The organism is Pseudomonas sp. CFBP 13711 (assembly GCF_014842265.1).
Classification (GTDB): domain Bacteria; phylum Pseudomonadota; class Gammaproteobacteria; order Pseudomonadales; family Pseudomonadaceae; genus Aquipseudomonas.
The window spans coordinates 418,631-439,128 of sequence record NZ_JACYVI010000001.1; the positions used below are offsets into that span (position 1 = coordinate 418,631).

Here is a 20,498-nt window from a genome sequence, read left to right on the forward strand (position 1 = left end):
TTCACATGACGTCATCCAACGCCGCTCAAGGCGCAGGTCAGCTTGAAACACGCGGCATCGAACCGGTTCCGGAAAACGAATGCAACGGCCACCCGTTGCAGCTTTTCTGGGTGTGGTTCGCGGCCAATATCAGCATCCTCGGTCTGCCGCTGGGGGCGACGCTCGTGGCCTTTCGCGGGCTGTCGATCGGGCAGGCGATCATCGTGGCGATCCTCGGCGCGGCCGGCTCGTTTGCGGTGGTCGGGGTCATTTCCATTGCCGGCCGCCGGGGCAGGGCGCCGAGTCTTACGCTCTCGCGGGCGATTTTCGGGGTGCGTGGGAATATCGGTCCGACCATGGTTTCGCTGATGTCGCGTCTGGGCTGGGAAACCGTGAACACCACGACCGCCGCTTTCGTACTGCTGTCGCTGTGTTCGATCCTCTTCGCCACGCCCGTGGAGGCCAAGAGTGCGCCGGGCCTGACCCTGGTGTTCATCGCGATTTTCGTACTGATGACACTGACCGTTTCCGGCCTCGGCCACGCCACTTTGCTGGTCATCCAGAAATGGGCGACGTACATCTTCGGCGCGTTGAACGTGATCGTCGGCGGATTCCTGATCGCACACATCGACTGGGCCGCTGTGTTCAACGCTGCGCCTGCACCGGTGAGCGCGATGATCATCGGGATCGGCACCATGGCGGCAGGCACGGGCATCGGCTGGGCCAACGCAGGCGCTGATATGTCGCGCTATCAGCACCGCAGCGTCAAGGCCACGCGGCTGGTGGCGTCGGCGGCTTTCGGTGCGGGCATCCCGCTGGTGTTGCTGATCACCTTGGGTGGGCTGCTGTCGGTAGGCAACGACCACTTGGCGTCGGCCACCGATCCGATCATCGCGATTCGCGAGCTGCTGCCGACCTGGATGGCCGTGCCGTACCTGATCACGGCGTTCGGCGGGCTGCTGCTCTCGAATAACCTGTCGGTGTACTCGGCAGGGCTGACCACGCTGACCCTGGGCCTGAAGATCAAACGCGTGCACGCGGTGATTGTCGACATCGTGGCCATCTTCGCCGGCTCGATTTACTTCATGTTGATCGCCGACAGTTTTTACGGCCCTTTCATCACGTTCATTTCGATGCTCGCCGTGCCGATCACCGCGTGGGTCGGGATCTTCGTCGTCGACCTGATGCATCGCCACTACTACTCACCGGCTGACTTGATGGACGTTTCGCCGCGCAGCGCCTATTGGTATCGCGGCGGCATCGAGTGGCGTGCGCTGGGTGCGTGGGCCCTGGCCATCGTGCTCGGTTACAGTTTCACCACCGTCGCCACCACGCCGGAGAACGTGATATTCAAGGGCTTGCTGTCGGACTCATGGTTTGGCCATAACGGACTGGGCTGGATCGTCACCTTCCTGGTGGCGGGCGGTCTGTATGCTTTGCTCGGCGGTGCCCGTGACCGTCGTGTCGTTGCAAAAGAGGTTGTTCATGCCCGCTAGATTGCTCTACACCGGCCAGGTCGTGGTCGATCTGGTCATGGCGCTTGACGCTTTGCCACGTTCCGGCGGCGACGTGCTCGCCCGTTCGGCGGCTTTCGAAACCGGCGGCGGATTCAACGTGATGGCCGCGGCACGGCGCAGCGGCATGCCGACGGTGTATCTCGGTCGCCACGGCGCGGGGCGTTTCGGCGATCTGGCGCGGCAGGCCATGGCGGCTGAAGGCATCGACATCGCGGCGGCGGCCTCCACGGTTCAGGACACGGGCCTGTCGGTGGCGCTCATCGAGCCTTCGGCCGAGCGTTCGTTCATTTCTTACGTCGGTGCCGAGGGCAGTTTGTCGGCTGAGGATCTGCGCGGCGTTGATGTGCAGGCTGAGGATTTCGTGTTCGTCAGTGGCTACAGCTTGCTGCACGAATGCAAGGTGTCGACGCTGCTGGATTGGCTCGCGCGGTTGCCGGCAGGGGCGGGCGTGGTGTTCGATCCGGGGCCGCTGATCGATTCGCCGCAGGCGTCCGGCATGCCGGCGGTGTTGCCATTGATCACGCTGTGGACGAGCAATGCAGAAGAGGCGCTGCGCTTCACCCGCTGCGAGACGATCGATGGGGCCCTCGACAGGCTGGCGCACTGGCTGCGCACTGACGCGCTGATTGTTGTGCGCGACGGGCCGAATGGCTGCTGGATCCGTCAGGGTTCCGAAGCCCGGCACGTTCGGGGGTTTCCGGTGACGGCCATCGATACCAACGGCGCCGGCGATGCCCATGCGGGGGTGTTGCTGGCCGGGCTGGCGTCAGGGCTTTCAGCGTCGCAAGCGGCATTGCGCGCCAATGCGGCTGCGGCCATTGCCGTCACCCGCTGGGGCCCGGCGACTGCGCCGACGGCGGCAGAGGTGGATGAGCTAGTGGGCAGCACTGACTTTTAAAACCCGGTCGTCCATGTGCCGCTTTGTGGGGCAGATAACGCGGTCCTTGTGGGAGTGAGCTTGCTCACGAAGACGGTATTTCAGCCGCTGAAGATTAAGCGGATGTACTGTCCCCTTCGCGAGCAAGCTCGCTCCCACAGGTCATGTGTCGGCAGATATCTCGGCGGTGTCGGCATGCTCGATCAGAGCGCCCTCCTAAGGCCAGATTCACCAAGCGGAGATAGTGCTCACCCCAACCCGTATTTCTTCACCTTGTCGAACAACGTGGTCTTGGCCATGCCCAGCTCCTGGCTGGCCTGACTCAGATTCCCGCCGCTGCGCTGCAACGCCTCGCCCAGCAGGTTCTTCTCAAACGCTTCCACCGCTTCGGCGAAATCAAGGCTCTGGGTGGCGACTTCCGCACCGGCGGTCTTGAACGCCGGCAGGCCCAATGCGTAGCGCTCTGCGACGTTGCGCAGCTCGCGCACGTTGCCCGGCCAGTCGTGGGCGAGCAGCGCCGAGCGGGTCTGTGCGTCCAGCTGCGGCGCTTCCCGGTCAAAGCGCAGTGACGACTGCTGCAGAAAATGTTCGAACAACTGCAGGATGTCTTCGCGCCGCTCGCGCAAGGGCGGCAGTTCGAGGGTCACCACGTTCAGCCGGTAATACAGGTCGCTGCGAAACTGGCCCGCTTTGCTCAGCGCATTCAGCTCCGACTTGGTCGCCGCAATCACCCGGCAATCCACCGCCACGCTCTGGTTCGACCCCAGTCGCTCCAGGGTGCGCTCCTGCAACACCCGCAGCAGTTTGATCTGCAAGTTGATGGGCATGCTTTCCACTTCATCGAGAAACAGCGTGCCGTTGTGCGCGTGTTCGATCTTGCCGATGCGGCGTTTGCCGGCGCCGGTGAACGCGTTGGCCTCGTGACCGAAGATCTCGCTCTCGAACAGGCTTTCTGGCAGGCCGCCGCAGTTGAGTGCTACGAACTGATGGTCATGGCGGCGGCTGAAGTCATGCAGGCAGCGAGCGACGAGTTCTTTCCCGGTGCCGGTTTCGCCTTCGATCAGCACATTGGCCGAGGTGTCCGCGACGTTGGCGATCAGCGCGCGCAGGGTCTGCATCGCCTGGGAGCGACCGATGATCTTGCCTTCCAGGGAGTTGCGCTCGGCCAGTTGGCGGCGCAGCGACCAGACTTCCCGGGCCAGCCCGCGCTGCTCCAGGGCGCGGCGGGCGGCGTCGACCAGGCGCTCGGGGGAGAAGGGCTTTTCCATGAAATCGTACGCACCATCGCGCATCGCACCGACGGCCATCGACACGTCGCCGTGACCTGTAATCAGCACCACAGGCAGGGTTCGGTCGCGCTCTTTCAGACGCTTGAGCAGCTCAAGCCCGTCCATGCCCGGCAGGCGAATGTCACTGATGACGATGCCGGCGAAGTTCTCACTGACCAACGCCAGCGCTTCTTCCGCACTGCCCACGCCCTGGCTGTGAATGTCTTCCAGCGCCAGCGCCTGTTGGCAGCCAAGCAGGACATGCGGGTCGTCTTCGACGATGAGGACCGTCAGATCAGTGTTCATGGTGTATTCCAGTGCGTGCCCGCGAAGCGGTGTGTCAGGTTTTTGGACAGGGTGACTGCCACACTGCTTTCGCGAGCAAACAGGCTCCGAAAATGTCCGGCAATGCGTTGATCTCTCATACCCCCGCCGCCCCGGGATCAACCAGAGGCAACACCAGCACGAACATCGTGCCGCCCTCGGCCGGGTCTTCAGCGTTGAGCGTGCCGCCTGCCGCAGCGGCGAGGCTGGCGGACAGCGTCAGGCCCAACCCCAGTCCCTGTTCGCCGGGCTTGGTGGTAAAGAAGGGTTCGAACAAATGCTTGCGCGCTTCGGCGTCGATGCCGTGGCCGTTGTCCCGCACCCGCAGCCGATAGCGGCCCTCGAACACGTCACCTTCCAGCCACAGAACCGGCAGCGGCTGCGCCTGCATGGCGTCCAGTGCGTTGCCGATCAGGTTGACCAGAATCTGCTCAAGCCGGGTCTGGTCGATCGCCAGTTCGATATCGTCGATCTGCTGATGCAACTCCAGCGACGCATTGTCCAGGCGCGCCGCCAGCAACTGCAGTGCAGCCTCGACCGCCTTGCTCAGGGACGCCTGGCCCTTGTCTTCTCCTCGCCGGGCGAAGGCACGCAGGCTGGCCGTGATGCGGCCCATGCGATCCACCAGATCGTTGATGGTGCGCAGGTTGGCACTCGCCGTGTCCAGCGCGCCCCGTTCGAGAAACCGAACGGTGTTGCCCGACAACGTGCGCAGCGCGGCCAGTGGCTGATTCAGTTCATGGGCGATGCTGGTGGACATCTGGCCGATGGCGGCGAGTTTGCCGGCCTGGATCAATTCATCCTGGGCCTGGCGCAGGGTTTCCTCGGCCTGGCGACGTTCACGAATCTGGCCCTTCAGGCGTTCGTTGCTCGCGCGAAGGTCGGCGGTGCGGTCGGTGATGCGCCGTTCCAGCTCGTTGTTCGCCTGTTCCAGCGCTTCACGGGCGGCGAGGCGGGTGGAAATCACCTTGCGGCGCTCGTTCCAGGCAATCAGCAGAAACGCCACCAGCGCGCAGGCGACGGCGACCAGCATTCCCTGATTGGCGGCTTCCCGGCGCAAGTCTTCCAGCGGCGTCAGCAGGGTCAGGTGCCAGGGCGTGTCAGCCAGTTCGCGGGTCTGTGCCAGATAACTCACCACCGTGTGCTCATGGTCGACGCTGGTGTTGGCGGGAAAGGTCAGCTTCTCGACCCCGTCGGCGATCGATTCACGTTCCAGCGGCACCAGCTCGTTGAGCGGCCACCAGTAATACTGCAGGCTGCGCGCCAGCCGCTCTTTGATCTCGGCTGTCAGCGGACGGACTGATTTGAGGCGTCGGGCGGGGTCGCTGGAGAGAATGATGATGCCGTTCTCGTCGCTGACAAACGCTTCCAGGCGCGCGCGCTGCCAGCGTTCTTCCAGGGCTTCGAGCCGGACCTTGATCACCGCGACGCCGATAATCTTGCCTTTCTCTTCCAGCCCGTGGGCCAGGTAGTAACCCGGTTCCCCGGTGGTGCTGCCGATGCCGTAGAAGCGGCCCGGCAGACCGCGAATCGCGTCCTGATAATAGGCGCGGAAAGACAGGTCCTCACCGAGGTAGCTGTCGGCATCGCGCCAGTTGCTGGTCGCCAGCACCCGGCCGGTGGTGTCCAGCACATAGATGGCCCGACTGCGGCTGCGCCGGTTCAGGCCTTCGAGGTAATCGTTGACCTTGGCGCGCAACTCCGCAGACGGATTGTTGAGCAGGTCGGAAACGTTGGATTCCAGCTCCAGCACGCTGGGCAGGTAGTTGTACTTGTTGATCTCGCTCTCGACGGTGCGCGCGTGCAGCTCCAGCTGACGCTGACCGTTTTCACCCAGCGCCTTGATGGCGTTCTTCTCGCTGTACAGATACGTGACGTAACCCAGCGCAATCATCAACAGGATGATCAGCGGCGGCACGAACAGATGGCGGATCAGTCGGGGTTTCACGGCGAGTGATGGCGGCGCGGCGCGGTAGAGAGGGGGGTCGCATTTCATCACAGTCGTCCTGGACCGACCAGCCGCTCGTTTCATCATTCATGAACGAGCGGCCGGTGGTTTTTACGCCCTAGAAGGGCTAATGCTTTTAGTGCTGCAGGATTTTGTTGAGGAACTGCTGAGCCCGCTCGGAACGCGCGTTGACGTCGCCGAAGAACTCTTCCTTCTCGCAGTCTTCGACGATCTGGCCCTTGTCCATGAAGATCACCCGGTCCGCCACTTTGCGGGCGAAGCCCATTTCGTGGGTCACGCACATCATGGTCATGCCTTCGTGGGCCAGTTGCACCATCACGTCGAGCACTTCGTTGACCATTTCCGGGTCGAGCGCGGAGGTCGGTTCGTCGAACAGCATCACCACCGGGTCCATCGCCAGCGCGCGGGCAATCGCCACACGCTGTTGCTGGCCGCCCGACAGTTGCCCCGGATGCTTGTGGGCGTGGGCCGAGAGGCCGACACGTTCGAGCAGTTGCAGGCCTTTTTTCGTGGCTTCTTCCTTGCTGCGGCCCAGCACCTTGATCTGCGCGATGGTCAGGTTTTCGGTGATGGTCAGGTGCGGAAACAGCTCGAAATGCTGGAACACCATGCCGACGCGCGAGCGCAGTTTCGGCAGATTGGTTTTCGGGTCAGCGATCGATGTGCCATCGACCACGATATCGCCTTTCTGAAACGGCTCCAGCGCGTTGACACACTTGATCAGCGTGGACTTGCCCGAGCCCGACGGGCCGCAGACCACAATCACTTCACCTTTTTTGACCTCAGTGCTGCAAACGGTCAGCACCTGGAAGTCCCCATACCACTTGTTGATATTTTTGATGGAAATCATACGGCTAACCTTTTTTGCATGAACTTGACCAGGCGCGACGCGGCGAAGCTGATCGTGAAGTACACCAGACCGGCGACAATCAGGAACTCGTTGGAGCGCCCGATGATGTCGCCGCTGGAGCGTGCCGAGTTGAGGAAGTCGACCAGACCGACCGTGTAGACCAGCGAGGTGTCCTGAAACAGGATGATGCTCTGCTGCAACAGCAGCGGGGTCATCTTGCGGAACGCCTGGGGCAGGATGATCAGGCGCATCATCTGGCCGTAGGTCATGCCCAATGCTTGAGCGGCGCCCATCTGGCCACGGGAAATCGACTGAACGCCGGCCCGCACGATTTCACAGAAGTAGGCCGCCTCGAACATCATGAAGGCCACGACGCAGGAGGTGAACGCGCCGATCGGCGTGTCTTCGCCGGTGATCCAGCGCAGCACGAACGGCACCGCCAGGTAGAACCAGGTGATGACCAGCAGCAGCGGAATCGAACGGAAATAGTTGACGTAGGCGCCGGCAACGCGTGACGCCAGCTTGTTCGACGACAACCGCATCAGCGCCAGAATCGTGCCGATGATGATGCCGCCCACGATGCCCATGGCCATCAATTGCAGCGTCATGAGCATGCCGTTCCACATGCCCGGGATGGCAGGGATCACTCCAGAGAAGTCCATTATTTACCTCCCACGGAGATCAGGCCCGGGACCGCGACTTTCTTCTCGACCAGACGCATGAGCAGCATCAGGCTCATGTTCAGCGTGAAGTAGATTAGCGTCGCCAGGGTGAAGGCTTCGAACAGGTTTGCGGAGAACTCGGCGGTCTGTTTGGTCTGCGCGAGCAATTCCATCAGGCCGATCAGCGACGCCACGGACGAGTTCTTGAACACGTTGAGGAATTCGGAGGTAAGCGGCGGAATGATGATCCGGTACGCCTGGGGCAACAGCACGTTCCAGTAGATTTGCGGCAGCTTGAAACCCATGGCGCGGGCGGCGGATTCCTGCCCCACCGGCAACGCCTGAATACCGGTGCGTACCTGTTCGCAGACACGTGCGGCGGTGAACAGCCCCAGGCACACGACAACACTCAGGAACGCCGAGGTGGTCGGATTGAGGTCTTGCTTGTACCACTCCTGCAGATTCTCAGGCAGCAGATCCGGCACCAGGAAGTACCAGATGAACAGCTGCACCAGCAGTGGCACGTTACGGAAAATTTCCACGTAAATCGCGGCGATGGAAGAAACGATGCGGTTTGGCACCGTACGCATCACCCCGAGCAGCGAGCCCAGGAGTAACGCAATGATCCAGGCAGCAACGGCAATGGCGATGGTCCAGCCCAGCCCGGTGATGTACCAGTCCAGGTAGGTCTCGCTGCCGACGCCCGTGGACTTGAAGAACACGCCCCAGTCCCAGTTGTAATTCATCAGGGTCTCCCCCTTATCGATCGTTATGCACGCACACGCCAGGTAGCGGCTTCCGAAGACGCAGGGCGTCTCCGGAAGTCAGGCTTTTCACGTTGTCAGAATGGCGGAGCGAAGGACTCAGGCCTTCTTGTCCGGCGCCGGCTTGTCGTTCGGGTTGGCGATCAGCGCTTTGAGCTGTTCGCTCATCGGGAACATCAGGTTCAGGCCTTTTGGCGGAATCGGCTGGGTGAACCACTTGTCGTAGATCTTGTTGATCTCGCCCGATTTGTAGGTCGCAACGATGGCGTCGTCGACGGCTTTCTTGAACGCAGGGTCTTCCTTGCGAACCATGCAGCCGTAGATTTCGTAGGACTGAGGGGTGCCGGTGACGGCCCAGTCGGTCGGCTTCTTGGCCTTGGCCATTTCGCCGGCGAGCAGGGCATCGTCCATCATGAAAGCAACGGCGCGGCCCGATTCCAGCATCTGGAACGACTCGCCGTGGTCTTTGGCAGAGATGACATTCATGCCCATCTGCTTGTCGGCGTTCATCGCCTTGAGGATGCGCTCGGACGTGGTGCCGGCCGTGGTCACGACGTTCTTGCCTTTGAGGTCGTCGAAGTCTTTGTAGGACGAGTCAGCCTTGCTCAGCAGACGGGTGCCGATTTCGAAGATGCCGACGGAGAAGTCGACTTGCTGGGCGCGCTCGGCGTTGTTGGTGGTCGAGCCACATTCAACGTCGACGGTACCGTTCTGCACCAGCGGGATACGGGTCTGGGAAGTGACTAGGTTGTACTTGACCTTCAGATCAGGCATGTCCAGGTCTTTCTTGATCGCTTCGACGATCTTCAGCTGGATGTCAGCGGAGTAGCCCACTGGCACGCCGGAAGCGTCAGCGATGTAGGAAAAAGGAATGGAGGAGTCGCGGTGACCGAGGGTGATGGTGCCGGACTCTTTGATTTTCTTCAGAGTGCCCGTCAGTTCGGCGGCGAAAACAGGGGTGGTGATCAAAGCGGCAGCAATGGCTGCGCCCAGGATGTGGGGAACGATGCGCATCTGGTTTACCTCGACATTGTTTTTTTTATTGGGCCGGTGTTGGACGGCCCTATCGTTTCAGAGCGCTTCAACGGCGGCCCAGTCAGGCGACACGCTACATCGAAGCAATCGTGCAAGAGTGTAGAGCATGAGTCATGCCAGAGAGGTGACTGGAGCTAAGCGCATGAAAGTTAGGGATATTTACGCAGAAGGGATGTGTGCACAGGGACTCGGCCGTCCGGGATTCCGAATCGGGAGGGGGAGGGTGTTCGGGAATCCGAATGGTATCGCAGGGGTTTCAGAGTGGGTAGCCAATGGTTTTGCCGTGTGACTTCTGACGCTTTCCCGGCTGAAGCCGGTCCTACAAAATCGCGTCATTTCAGTAGGACCGGCTTTAGCCGGGAATTTGGTCTGGCGAATTATGCGTGGATCTTTGGTGCCGGTACTGACCAGTCAAGCCGGTCAATCGCCCCATTGCTGCTGGCGACATTGTCCAGGTACCGCTGAACGTTCTCGTGCTCCTGGGCATTGGTGAACAAACCAAGCTTGGTCCGGCGCCACAGGATGTCATCGGCCTTGGTCGCCCATTCCTCGCTGCACAGGTAATCCACTTCGCGGCTGTACAGACCGCCGCCCAAGTGTTCGCCCATATCGCTCAGTGTCTGAACGCCCTCCACGATGCGCCAACTGCGGGACCCATAAGTAATGGCCCAACGCTTGGCGATCTCTGCCGGCAGCCAGGTGCAACGCTGTTGCAGCTCGGCGGCCAGTGCCTGAGGCGTGGTCATGCTTTCACCGCCCGGCAGACTGGCTTTCGCGGTCCAGCTTGGCTTCATCTGCGGGAAGAACGGCGCGAGTTGCTGCATCGCCGATTCCGCCAGCTTGCGGTAGGTGGTCAGCTTGCCGCCGAACACGGAGAGGATCGGCGCTTCTTGAGCACTGCCCGACAGCGACAAGGTGTAGTCGCGGGTGATCGCCGACGGGTTGTCAGACTCGTCATTGCACAGCGGACGCACACCCGACCACGTGCTCAGAATGTCGGCGCGGCTGAGTTGCTTCTTGAAGTGATCGTTGACGATTTTTAGCAGGTAGTCGGTCTCACCTTCGGTGATCGCTACTTTGCCGGGATCGTCAGAATATTCGCGGTCGGTCGTACCGATGATGGTGAAGCGTTCCAGGTACGGAATGGCGAACACTATTCGCTGATCTTCGTTCTGCAGAATGAACGCGTTTTCGCCTTCATACAGCTTCGGCACGATCAAGTGGCTGCCCTGAATCAGGCGAATGCCGTACTGGGATTCGAGCTTCAGGTCTTCACGAATGAACTTGGCGACCCATGGACCGGCTGCGTTGACCAGCGCTTTGGCGCGAATGGAAAACAGGCTGCCGTCCGCACGTTCCATGTTCATGTGCCACACGCCGCCGCTGCGACGGGCGCCCAGGCAGCGGGTCTGGGTATGAATGTGCGCGCCTTTTTCACGGGCGGCCATGGCGTTGAGGACCACCAGACGAGCGTCGTCAACCCAGCAATCTGAGTACTCGAAACCCTTGGTGATCGAGCTGTTCAGCGGGCTGTTGGCGCCAAAGCGAATGGTCTTTGACGCTGCCAGTTTCTCGCGTTTGCCAAGGTGGTCATACAGGAACAGCCCGGCGCGGATCATCCACGCAGGGCGCAGGTGCGGGCGGTGAGGCAATACGAAACGCATCGGCTTGACGATGTGCGGCGCTTTTTCCAGCAGCACCTCGCGTTCAGCCAGCGCTTCGCGAACCAGACGGAATTCGTAGTGTTCCAGGTAGCGCAGGCCGCCGTGGATCAGCTTGCTGCTGGCTGAAGACGTATGGCTGGCAAGGTCGTCCTTCTCGCAGAGAAAGACCGAAAGGCCTCGGCCCGATGCGTCTGCCGCGATACCGACACCATTGATGCCACCACCGATCACGGCAACGTCATAGACCTCGGAAAGGGGTGGGGTCGGCAAACTGGACTGGGCCATCGGGGCCTCCTGAGTGTTCGATCGCGTTCGAATGCTGCGCTATGGGGAGGGCGAATTCGAACATTTATGTTCATTTCCGAAAATAGTAGCGCAATAAGGCGAACACAGCCACTCAGTATTTATTGAAAATACTGATGGGAGAGCGAGGAAAGGAACAAAAGTGAACATCGGAAGTGAAGCGAGCGCTGGAATCGCGCTCGCCCATGGATCGAGGGTTAAACCACTTCCAGCCGAATCTTGTTCTGCGTCAGCAGTTGCGCCAGTGCGGGCACAGGCGTCTGGTCAGTCACCAGGCAGTCGATCAGCGTGATCGGCCCCAGGCGAACCATCGCGTTACGGCCGAACTTGCTGGAGTCAGCAGCCAGAATCACCTGACGCGCGTTGGCGATGATCGCCTGGGAAACGCGCACTTCCTGATAATCGAAATCCAGCAGACTGCCGTCCTCGTCGATCCCGCTGATGCCCACAAGGGCGAAATCGACCTTGAACTGCGTGATGAAATCCACGCTCGCCTGACCGACCACGCCGCCATCCCGGCGCACATTGCCGCCTGCCAGCAGCACTTCGAAGTCGTCCTTGCCGCTGAGAATCGACGCCACGTGCAGGTTGTTGGTGATGATCTTCAAGTGGTTGTGGTTGAGCAGCGCCCGGGCGATGGATTCGGTGGTGGTGCCGATGTTGATGAACAGCGACGCATGATCGGGTATCTGCGCAGCAATGGCCTCGGCGATGCGTTGCTTCTCATCACGCATCTGGTCGGCACGCATGGCGTAGGCAGTGTTTTCGATGCTGGAGTCGTAGGCCGCGCCGCCGTGGTAGCGACGCAGGAGGTTCATTTCCGCGAGCTGATTGATGTCGCGGCGAATGGTTTGTGGGGTCACGACGAACAGCTGCGCCATTTCCTCGATGCTGACGTAGCCGCGCTCACGGACCAGCTCGAGGATCTGCTGTTGACGGGGTGGCAGATTCATTTTTTATCCTTCGGGCACGGGCGCCCATGATGCCGCAGGCAGCCATTACCTGTCAGCCGGAAAAAATGCCTCCGCCGCTCCGTTCAGGATCGCGCTTATTCAGCTTCTTCGTGGGGTTCCCAGTCGCGCGTACGGTCCACCGCCTTGCGCCAGCCGGCGTACAGTTTTTCCTTCTCGGCGTCATCGCATTGCGGCTCGAACTTGCGCTCGATGACCGCCTTGCCCTTCAGCTCGTCCAGCCCGCTCCAGAACCCGATCGCGAGACCGGCCAGGTATGCCGCGCCCAGTGCGGTGGTTTCGCGCATTTTCGGGCGCTCCACCGGCGTGCCGAGAATGTCGGCCTGGAACTGCATGAGGAAGTTGTTTGCCACTGCGCCGCCGTCAACGCGAAGAGCCTTGAGGGGCTCGCCAGCGTCCTGTTGCATGGCGTCCAGCACGTCGCGGGTCTGGTAGGCGATGGACTCCAGCGCCGCACGAATGATGTGATCGACCTTGACGCCACGGGTCAGGCCGAACAAGGCGCCGCGTGCATACGGGTCCCAGTAGGGCGCGCCCAGGCCGGTGAACGCAGGCACCAGATAAACGCCATTGCTGTTCTTCACTTTGGTGGCGAAGTATTCAGTGTCCATGGAGTCGTTGACGATTTTCAGCTCGTCGCGCAACCACTGCACGGTGGAGCCGCCGTTGAATACAGCGCCTTCCAGCGCATACGCGACTTCACCGCGCGGACCGCAGCCGATGGTGGTCAACAGGCCGTGATTGGATTTCACGGCTTTCTTGCCCGTGTTCATCAGCAGGAAGCAGCCGGTGCCGTAGGTGTTCTTCGCCTGACCCGGCTCGACGCACATCTGGCCGAACAATGCCGATTGCTGATCGCCGGCGATCCCGGCGATGGGGATGCCGCTTTTGCTGTGGCCGTAGACTTCGGACGACGACTTGACCTCAGGCAACATCTCCCGGGGCACGTCGAGCACATCGAGCATGCGCTGATCCCACTCCAGCGTATGGATGTTGAACATCATCGTGCGCGAGGCGTTGGTGTAATCGGTGACGTGCACCTTGCCGCCGGTAAATTTCCAGATCAGCCAGCTATCGACGGTGCCGAAGAGCAGCTCGCCACGGCGGGCGCGCTCGCGGCTGCCCTCAACGTGATCAAGAATCCACTTCAGCTTGCTGCCGGAAAAGTACGGGTCGATGACCAAACCGGTGGTGTCGCGGATGTAGTCTTCCAGACCGTCGCGCTTGAGCTGCTGGCAGATCTCGGTGCTGCGGCGGCATTGCCAGACCACGGCGTTGTAAATCGGCCGGCCGGTGTCTTTCTCCCAGACCACCGTGGTTTCACGCTGGTTGGTGATACCGATCGCGGCGATCTGGTTGTGGTGCAGGTTGGCCTGGGCCAGCACCTTGGTCATGCACGCAGTCTGGGTGGCGAAGATTTCCATCGGATCGTGCTCGACCCAACCAGGCTGGGGATAATGCTGAACGAACTCGCTCTGTGCGCTGCTCACCACGTTGGCATCACGGTCAAAAATGATGGCGCGGGAACTGGTGGTGCCTTGATCCAGAGCGATGATGTAATTCTTATTTTCGGTGTCGGTCATGGTGAATGCCTGTGATGAAACGAGATTCCGGAAACTGCCGTCCGTTTTGTTGCCTGTGCCAAGTGCCTTTGCGCACTGAATACCGGGATGGCGTCAAGGAAGCAAGCGGGATATTCGTATTCGAAAAAATATAGACGTAAACGAACCTTGTCAAAGGTCGAAAGCGAACCTTATCGATGAAAGTTTCGAGTCGCCGATATTAGTGGATAAGTCCTGCGCAAACGCAGGCATTTCGATAACCGATGGCCTAAAGTATCGGCAGCAAACAAGAAAGTGTCTGGCTGTCTGGAGCACTGCATGACCCCTGCATTGGATTTACTGAAAAAGGTTCGCGCCGAACATCGCGTGCACAGTTACGAGCACGATCCCAAAGCCGCCTCCTATGGCCTGGAAGCGGCAGAAAAACTGGATCTGGCCCCCGCTCAGGTGTTCAAGACCCTGCTGGCCAGCACCGAAAAAGGCGAGCTGCTGGTCGCGGTGGTCCCCGTCGTGGGCTCGCTGGACCTGAAAGCGCTGGCCCATGCCGCAGGCGCAAAAAAAGCAGAAATGGCTGACCCGGCCGCCGCCCAGCGTGCCACCGGTTATCTCCTGGGCGGGATCAGCCCGCTGGGACAGAAGAAAAGGCTGCGCACCTTCATCGATGAGTCCGCTCAACCCTTCGCGACGATTTTTGTCAGCGCGGGTCGACGCGGGCTTGAAGTCGAGCTGCCCGCCGCCGTACTTGCACAACACACCGGTGCCTCCTTTGCCCGGATTGGCCGGGAATGATTCGCCAGGTTCGTCAGAAATGCCTGACCCTTTCATGCGGTGATGCTGGCCGCAGATCCGCAGCGCCCGAACCGGGTCGCCGCATTTCTTTACACGGGGATGCCTTCCATGCAGCTTGAATTCCATCAGGTCGATGCTTTCACCGACCGCCCGTTCTCAGGCAACCCGGCAATGGTCTACCGCCTGGACGCCTGGCTTTCCGATCAATTGATGCAGCAGATTGCTTCCGAGCACAATTTGTCGGAGACCGCCTTTCTGGTCCGTGAAGCCCCGGCCTGGCACATCCGCTGGTTCACCCCGACCCATGAAGTGCCGCTCTGCGGGCATGCGACCCTCGCCAGCGCCTTCGTGCTGTTCGAGAAGTACGGCGAGAAGGCTGAAGTCATTCACTTCACCGGTAAATCCGGGCCGCTGAGCGTGAGCCGTGAAAGTCATCGGCTGGTCCTGGACTTTCCGTCGATGCCGCCCGCCGAACAGGGGGTGACGTTGGATATCGAGCGGGCTCTCGGCACCGCCGTCGTCGACGTGCTGAGTGCTGCGGAATTGCTCGTGGTGCTGGAATCCGAGCAGGCGGTTCGCGATTGCAAACCCGACTTTGCCGCCATCGCGCGGTTGCCATGGCCGGGTGTGATCGTGACCGCCAAGGGTGACGGCGAACGCTACGATTTTGTCTCGCGCTACTTCGCGCCGGGCATCGGCATCAATGAAGACCCGGTCACGGGCTCGACCCACTGCAGCCTGATTCCCTACTGGTCGGCGCGACTGAACAAGTTCAGCCTGACGGGTTATCAGGCGTCGGCGCGGGGAGGGGAGCTGTTCTGCCGGCTGGAGGGTGACCGAGTGAAGATTGGCGGGCACGCGACGCTGGTGGCCAGCGGCGCGTTGATACTTGGATAGTTGATGCGGGGCTGAAGGTGCCTGATCGAGAATGACAGGCCTTCAGATCGCGACGTCTCGATGCACCGGCACGCTGCCCGAGGTTGGAAACAGCACCAGATGCTCGGCCGAGACTTCGAAGCCGACCTGATCCCCGGCGCGCAGATCCACGTGGCTGGGGAACAACGCCTCCAGCTGCGTGCCGGTCGGCAGTTGCAGGCGATACAAAGTGGCAGCGCCCTGAAACGTCAGGCTCGCAACGCGGGCCTTGATCGGGCTGTCGGGCGCATGAATGAGGTCGTCAGGGCGCAGCAACACATCCATCGGGGTGCCGCGCGCGCCGGCGTAGGCACGATTGCCCCGCAGCACGCCCAATTCGGTCTGCACTGACTCGGCATCGATCAAGTGCCCGCGAATGAAATAACCCTGTCCGACGAAACTGGCGACATAAGGCGTCGCCGGCTCGTGATAGAGGTTGTAGGGCGTGTCCCACTGTTCCAGCCGACCGTCCTTGAAAACTCCGACATGGTCGCTCACGGCAAAAGCCTCTTCCTGATCGTGGGTCACCAGAATCGCGCTGGTGCCACGGGCCTTGAGAATGTCGCGCACCTCGTGGCTCAGGCGCCGACGCAACTCGCCATCCAGGTTTGAAAACGGCTCATCCAGCAGCAACAACTGCGGCTCCGGCGCGAGTGCGCGGGCCAGCGCTACACGTTGCTGCTGTCCTCCGGAAAGTTCGTGAGGGTGACGCGCGCCCAGTGCGCCCAGGTTAACCAGCTCCAGCATCTCCTGAACCACCTGCTTCTGGCGCGGATGGTTGCGGATGCCGAAGGCGATGTTGTCGGCGACCGTGAGGTGCGGAAACAGCGCGTAGTCCTGAAACACCATGCCGATGCGGCGCTTCTCCGGGGCCAGGGTAAAACCGGCCCGTGAAATGACCTCGCCGGCCAGCGTGATCTCGCCTTCGTGTACCGGCTCGAAACCGGCGATGGCGCGCAGGGTGGTGGTCTTGCCGCAGCCGGACGAACCCAGCAGGCACCCGATGTCGCCGGCATTCAGGTGCAGATTGAGGTTCTGCACCACCCGTTGGTCCTGATAACCGCAGGCGAGGTTATGCAGGGTCAGCAGCAGGGGCTGGCTCATGGGGCAGTAAAGGCCGGCGCCACGAGGAATTCAAGCAGGGCTTTCTGCGCATGCAGCCGGTTCTCGGCCTGATCCCACGCCACCGAACGCGGGTCATCCAGCAAGTCTTCGCTGATCTCTTCGCCACGGTGCGCTGGCAGGCAGTGCATGAAAATCACGTCTTCAGCCGCGCGGTCGAGCATTTCGCGGGTGACCTGGAACGGCTTGAACAGGGCCAGACGCTTGGCGGCTTCCTCTTCCTGCCCCATCGACGTCCAGACATCGGTGGAGACCAGATGCGCACCTTTCACCGCTTCGTGGGGGGCACGAGTCAGGGTCACGCGATCACCCGCCAGGGCCAGGAAATGCGCGCTGGGTTCGTAGCCTTCCGGGCAGGCGACCCGCAACTGAAAGTCGAACTGAATCGCTGCTTCTATATAGCTGTTGCACATGTTGTTGCCATCGCCGATCCACGCGACCGTTTTTCCCTGGATGGAGCCGCGATGCTCGAGGAATGTTTGCATGTCGGCCAGCAACTGGCAGGGATGAAGGTCATCGGACAGGCCGTTGATGACCGGTACGCGGGAATGGGCGGCGAATTCGGTGAGGTTGCTGTGGGCAAAGGTCCGGATCATCACGGCATCGACCATCCGCGACATGACCCGGGCGCCATCGGCAATCGGCTCGCCACGGCCCAGTTGGGTGTCCCGAGGAGAGAGGAAGATGGCCTGGCCGCCCAGCTGGATCATCCCGGCTTCGAACGAGACACGGGTCCGCGTCGAGGATTTCTCGAAGATCATCGCCAGGATGCGGCCCTTCAACGGCTCGAAGAGCACGCCTCGATTTCGCAGGTCCTTCAGCTCAACGCCGCGACGAATCACCCCGACCAGCTCAGCGGGGGTGTAGTCCATCATCGAGAGAAAGTGCCTTGCGCTCATCATTAACTACCTTGTCTGCAACAGACCGCAGATCCTCAAAGCCGGGTTTTTTTCGGAAAAACGGGCGAGACCTGCGGCGAAAGCCGCACGGGGCGACGAATAGGGAAGGCGCGAGGGTATAAGAAAATGTCGCCTGATGCCAAGGCCCGCCGCGATGGAAAATCGTCGTCGGACGTTCGGTAGCCTGAAAGCGGCGTTCGCAGGACGCTTTTCATGTAACGAAGTGCTACAGTCATGTTTCTGCGCAGGCCTTTCGCCATCGCATTAGTCCTGATCAGATCGCTCGCATGTGACACCCTTTGGCGTCGCTGCGATTACTGCCTGATCCGTAACAGTCGCAAACCACTGTGCAGCCTTATGCGACATGCTTTACGCCGCGGAAACCCGGACGTTTCCTAAACCATCGGCGTGGGTTATAAAGGCGGCTTATGTCCTCCAAAGAGGTGGGGAATGGATTCAAAAGAGCAACAACTGACGGAACTGCTCGGGCTCACGGCTCGAACCCTTACGCACCTCACGGCGTCCATGACGTCGATGTCGTTCGAACTGATGCGCAGCGAAGACGAGGTCACACGTTCTGCGGGGCGTCGGATGATCGATCGCATGGCCACCATCAGCGCCGGACTCGACGAGCACTGGCGGCTGATCGGCGAACTCACCGGCATCCAGGTGTCTCAGGAGCAGATCGAAACGGTTCATGAGGTGCAGATGCAGCGCAAGGTGGTCACGCCCATCGGTGGCGCTGCTTCCTGAGTGACGCTTCCTTCATCGGGTGAGCTATCGGCTCGCCTGATGCAGCCCGATTCACGGCACTGACGTTTCTGGCGCATCGCCCGGACAGGTCCCATAGTTTTGTATCCGCGATCGGCTTGATCGCCCTATAAAAACTCGAGACTGGCGATGACCAAGACTCTCCACCACCGTGCCTGTCACCTGTGCGAGGCGATTTGCGGCCTCACCCTCGAAACCACCCCGCAGGACGACGCCACCACCCTGATCACCTCGATCAAGGGCGATGCGCAGGACACCTTCAGTCGCGGGCACATCTGCCCCAAAGCCGTCGCGCTGCAAGATATCCAGAATGACCCCGATCGCCTCCGGCAGCCCATGCAGCGCATTGGCAACGACTGGCAGCCGATCGAGTGGCAGGCCGCGTTTGATCTGATCGCCGAGCGCCTGGCCGACATTCAGGCGCGCCATGGTCAGAACGCGGTGGCGGTGTATCAGGGCAACCCCAGCGTGCATAACTATGGGCTGATGACCCACAGCAATTATTTTCTAGGGCTGCTGAAAACCCGCAATCGTTATTCCGCAACGTCTGTAGACCAGCTTCCCCATCACCTGACCAGTCATTTGATGTACGGCCACGGCCTGCTGCTGCCCATCGCCGACATTGACCACACCGATTTCATGCTCATCCTCGGCGGCAATCCGCTGGCGTCCAACGGCAGCATCATGACCGTGCCCGACGTCGAGAAGCGCCTCAAGGCGATTCAGGCCCGTGGCGGCAAAGTCGTCGTGGTCGATCCGCGACGCAGTGAAACCGCTGCGATCGCCGATCAGCACCTGTTCATCCGTCCGGGCGGCGACGCAGCGTTTCTGTTCGGCGTGCTGCACACCCTGTTCGCCGAAGGCCTGACCCGTGAAAGCCACCTTGCCGTTGATGGCCTGGAGGATGTCCGCGCGGCGGTCAGCGAGATGAACGCCGACGCGATGAGCCCTCGATGCGGGGTGCCGGCCGAGCAGATCAGGCAGCTCGCGCGGGACTTCGCCGCCGCCGAAAGTGCGGTGTGTTATGGGCGTATGGGTATTTCCACTCAGGCGTTCGGCACCCTGTGCCACTGGCTCGTGCAACTGATCAATCTGGTCACCGGCAATCTCGACCGTGCAGGCGGTGCGCTGTGCACCGAGCCCGCGCTGGATCTGGTGGCGTCGACCTCCGGCGGCAGCTTCAATCGCTGGCAGAGCCGCGTCTCGCAACTGCCCGAGTACGGCGGCGAGCTGCCGGTGTCTGCACTGGCCGAGGAAATGCTGACCCCTGGAGAAGGGCAGATCAAGGCGCTGGTTACGGTCGCGGGCAACCCGGCGTTGTCGACACCCAACGGCCGTCAGCTCGACACCGCCCTTGAAGGGCTGGAATTCATGGTCAGCGTCGATTTATACATCAACGAAACCACGCGGCACGCAGACCTCATCCTGCCATCGACGTCCGCGCTGGAAAACGACCACTACGACACCACGTTCAACATGTTCGCCGTGCGCAACGTCACCCGCTTCAACCGCGCGATCCTCGCCAAGCCCGAAGGCGCGCTGCACGACTGGGAAATCTTCGTCGGCCTCGCCCAGGCGTTCGCACTGAAAACCGGCCGCGAGCTGAAACCGACAATGCCGCCGGCGCAGATGGTCGATCGTGGTCTGCGCGCCGGGCTGTATGGTGATGCTTCGCCGTTTAAGTTGTCCCTGGAAACACTGGCGCAGTATCCCCACGGCCTGGACCTCGGCCCGCTCAAGCCCAACCTCGCTGCGCGCCTCAAAACAGTCAATCAGCGCGTGCAGGCCGCGCCGCCGGTGATCCTTGCCGATCTTGCTCGCTTCGCCGCGCAGCCGGTTGCGCACGCCGATGGCCTCATGCTGATCGGTCGGCGCCACGTGCGCAGCAATAATTCATGGATGCACAATTACCATCGTCTGGTGAAAGGCAAGCCGCGGCATCAGTTGCTGATGCACCCCGACGACTTGCTCAGCCGAGGGTTGGTGGACGGACAGCGGGTCAGGGTCAGCTCGCGGGTCGGCGTGATCGAGGTCGAGGTCATGGGCAGCGCCGACATGATGCCCGGGGTCGTCAGCCTGCCCCATGGCTGGGGCCACGGTCGTCCGGGCGTGAAAATGGACATCGCGGCGGCACAGCCAGGTGAAAGCGCGAATGACCTGACTGACGAGCGGGCGCTGGACGGGATTTCCGGTAACGCCGTGCTGAATGGGGTGCCAGTCACGGTTTCGGCGGCATGACGGTCATCGGGGCGATCAA

At 61.3% G+C, this 20,498-nt stretch carries 17 protein-coding genes; 6 read left to right on the forward strand and 11 right to left on the reverse strand.

The genetic code is table 11. The annotated features are described in order from the left end of the window. Positions 1 to 5: 5 nt before the first annotated feature. Both IFT47_RS01920 and IFT47_RS01925 read left to right on the forward strand, forming a co-directional pair. Entirely contained in the window at positions 6 to 1,475 is a 1,470-nt protein-coding gene (locus IFT47_RS01920) for a purine-cytosine permease family protein (protein WP_192171600.1), read from the forward strand. Continuing rightward, positions 1,465 to 2,394: a PfkB family carbohydrate kinase gene (locus IFT47_RS01925; RefSeq protein ID WP_192171599.1), complete on the forward strand. Its 930-nt coding sequence runs from the start codon at positions 1,465 to 1,467 to the stop codon at positions 2,392 to 2,394. The genes IFT47_RS01920 and IFT47_RS01925 overlap by 11 nt, the downstream gene beginning before the upstream one ends. Before the next feature lie 227 nt (positions 2,395 to 2,621). Here the strand turns inward: IFT47_RS01925 and IFT47_RS01930 are convergent, their stop codons facing one another. From IFT47_RS01930 to glpK, 9 genes are all read right to left on the reverse strand, one after another. Next, positions 2,622 to 3,947, reverse strand: coding sequence for a sigma-54-dependent transcriptional regulator (locus IFT47_RS01930; RefSeq protein WP_192171598.1), 1,326 nt, complete (start codon positions 3,945 to 3,947; stop codon positions 2,622 to 2,624). A 115-nt stretch (positions 3,948 to 4,062) separates the two neighbouring features. Beyond that, entirely contained in the window at positions 4,063 to 5,961 is a 1,899-nt protein-coding gene (locus IFT47_RS01935; protein WP_192171597.1) for a sensor histidine kinase, read from the reverse strand. An 88-nt stretch (positions 5,962 to 6,049) separates the two neighbouring features. After that, positions 6,050 to 6,784 carry an amino acid ABC transporter ATP-binding protein gene (locus IFT47_RS01940; protein WP_192171596.1) on the reverse strand — a complete coding sequence of 245 codons (735 nt, stop codon included), beginning with the start codon at positions 6,782 to 6,784 and terminating at the stop codon, positions 6,050 to 6,052. Beyond that, positions 6,781 to 7,449 carry an amino acid ABC transporter permease gene (locus IFT47_RS01945; protein ID WP_172612954.1) on the reverse strand — a complete coding sequence of 223 codons (669 nt, stop codon included), beginning with the start codon at positions 7,447 to 7,449 and terminating at the stop codon, positions 6,781 to 6,783. Before IFT47_RS01945 ends, IFT47_RS01940 begins: the two co-directional genes overlap by 4 nt. After that, positions 7,446 to 8,192, reverse strand: coding sequence for an amino acid ABC transporter permease (locus IFT47_RS01950; protein WP_192171595.1), 747 nt, complete (start codon positions 8,190 to 8,192; stop codon positions 7,446 to 7,448). Before IFT47_RS01950 ends, IFT47_RS01945 begins: the two co-directional genes overlap by 4 nt. 117 nt (positions 8,193 to 8,309) lie before the next feature. Further along, complete coding sequence (locus tag IFT47_RS01955) at positions 8,310 to 9,224, reverse strand: glutamate/aspartate ABC transporter substrate-binding protein (protein ID WP_122622341.1); 915 nt, start codon at positions 9,222 to 9,224, stop codon at positions 8,310 to 8,312. Positions 9,225 to 9,622: 398 nt separating this feature from the next. Beyond that, positions 9,623 to 11,194 (reverse strand): glycerol-3-phosphate dehydrogenase, encoded by a 1,572-nt coding sequence (gene glpD, locus IFT47_RS01960; RefSeq protein ID WP_192171594.1) that lies wholly within the window; start codon positions 11,192 to 11,194, stop codon positions 9,623 to 9,625. A gap of 215 nt (positions 11,195 to 11,409) precedes the next feature. After that, complete coding sequence (locus tag IFT47_RS01965; protein WP_074888955.1) at positions 11,410 to 12,165, reverse strand: DeoR/GlpR family transcriptional regulator; 756 nt, start codon at positions 12,163 to 12,165, stop codon at positions 11,410 to 11,412. Positions 12,166 to 12,260: 95 nt separating this feature from the next. Further along, positions 12,261 to 13,766 carry a glycerol kinase GlpK gene (glpK, locus tag IFT47_RS01970; RefSeq protein WP_192171593.1) on the reverse strand — a complete coding sequence of 502 codons (1,506 nt, stop codon included), beginning with the start codon at positions 13,764 to 13,766 and terminating at the stop codon, positions 12,261 to 12,263. A 297-nt stretch (positions 13,767 to 14,063) separates the two neighbouring features. On the opposite strand from glpK, the gene ybaK reads away from it, so the two are divergent. Continuing rightward, positions 14,064 to 14,534 carry a Cys-tRNA(Pro) deacylase gene (ybaK, locus tag IFT47_RS01975; protein WP_192171592.1) on the forward strand — a complete coding sequence of 157 codons (471 nt, stop codon included), beginning with the start codon at positions 14,064 to 14,066 and terminating at the stop codon, positions 14,532 to 14,534. 108 nt (positions 14,535 to 14,642) lie between these two features. Then, the gene (locus IFT47_RS01980; RefSeq protein ID WP_192171591.1) at positions 14,643 to 15,431 is read left to right on the forward strand and encodes a PhzF family phenazine biosynthesis protein; all 789 of its coding nucleotides are present in this window, start codon (positions 14,643 to 14,645) and stop codon (positions 15,429 to 15,431) included. A gap of 42 nt (positions 15,432 to 15,473) precedes the next feature. Here the strand turns inward: IFT47_RS01980 and IFT47_RS01985 are convergent, their stop codons facing one another. Further along, complete coding sequence (locus tag IFT47_RS01985) at positions 15,474 to 16,553, reverse strand: ABC transporter ATP-binding protein (RefSeq protein ID WP_192171590.1); 1,080 nt, start codon at positions 16,551 to 16,553, stop codon at positions 15,474 to 15,476. After that, entirely contained in the window at positions 16,550 to 17,470 is a 921-nt protein-coding gene (gene argF / locus IFT47_RS01990) for an ornithine carbamoyltransferase (RefSeq protein WP_192171589.1), read from the reverse strand. The genes IFT47_RS01985 and argF overlap by 4 nt, the downstream gene beginning before the upstream one ends. Positions 17,471 to 17,920: 450 nt before the next feature. Here argF and IFT47_RS01995 point away from each other — a divergent pair, with 450 nt between their 5' ends. Both IFT47_RS01995 and IFT47_RS02000 read left to right on the forward strand, forming a co-directional pair. Next, positions 17,921 to 18,223 carry a hypothetical protein gene (locus IFT47_RS01995; protein WP_192171588.1) on the forward strand — a complete coding sequence of 101 codons (303 nt, stop codon included), beginning with the start codon at positions 17,921 to 17,923 and terminating at the stop codon, positions 18,221 to 18,223. A 147-nt stretch (positions 18,224 to 18,370) separates the two neighbouring features. Further along, positions 18,371 to 20,479 carry a molybdopterin oxidoreductase family protein gene (locus IFT47_RS02000; RefSeq protein WP_192171587.1) on the forward strand — a complete coding sequence of 703 codons (2,109 nt, stop codon included), beginning with the start codon at positions 18,371 to 18,373 and terminating at the stop codon, positions 20,477 to 20,479. Positions 20,480 to 20,498 lie beyond the last annotated feature (19 nt).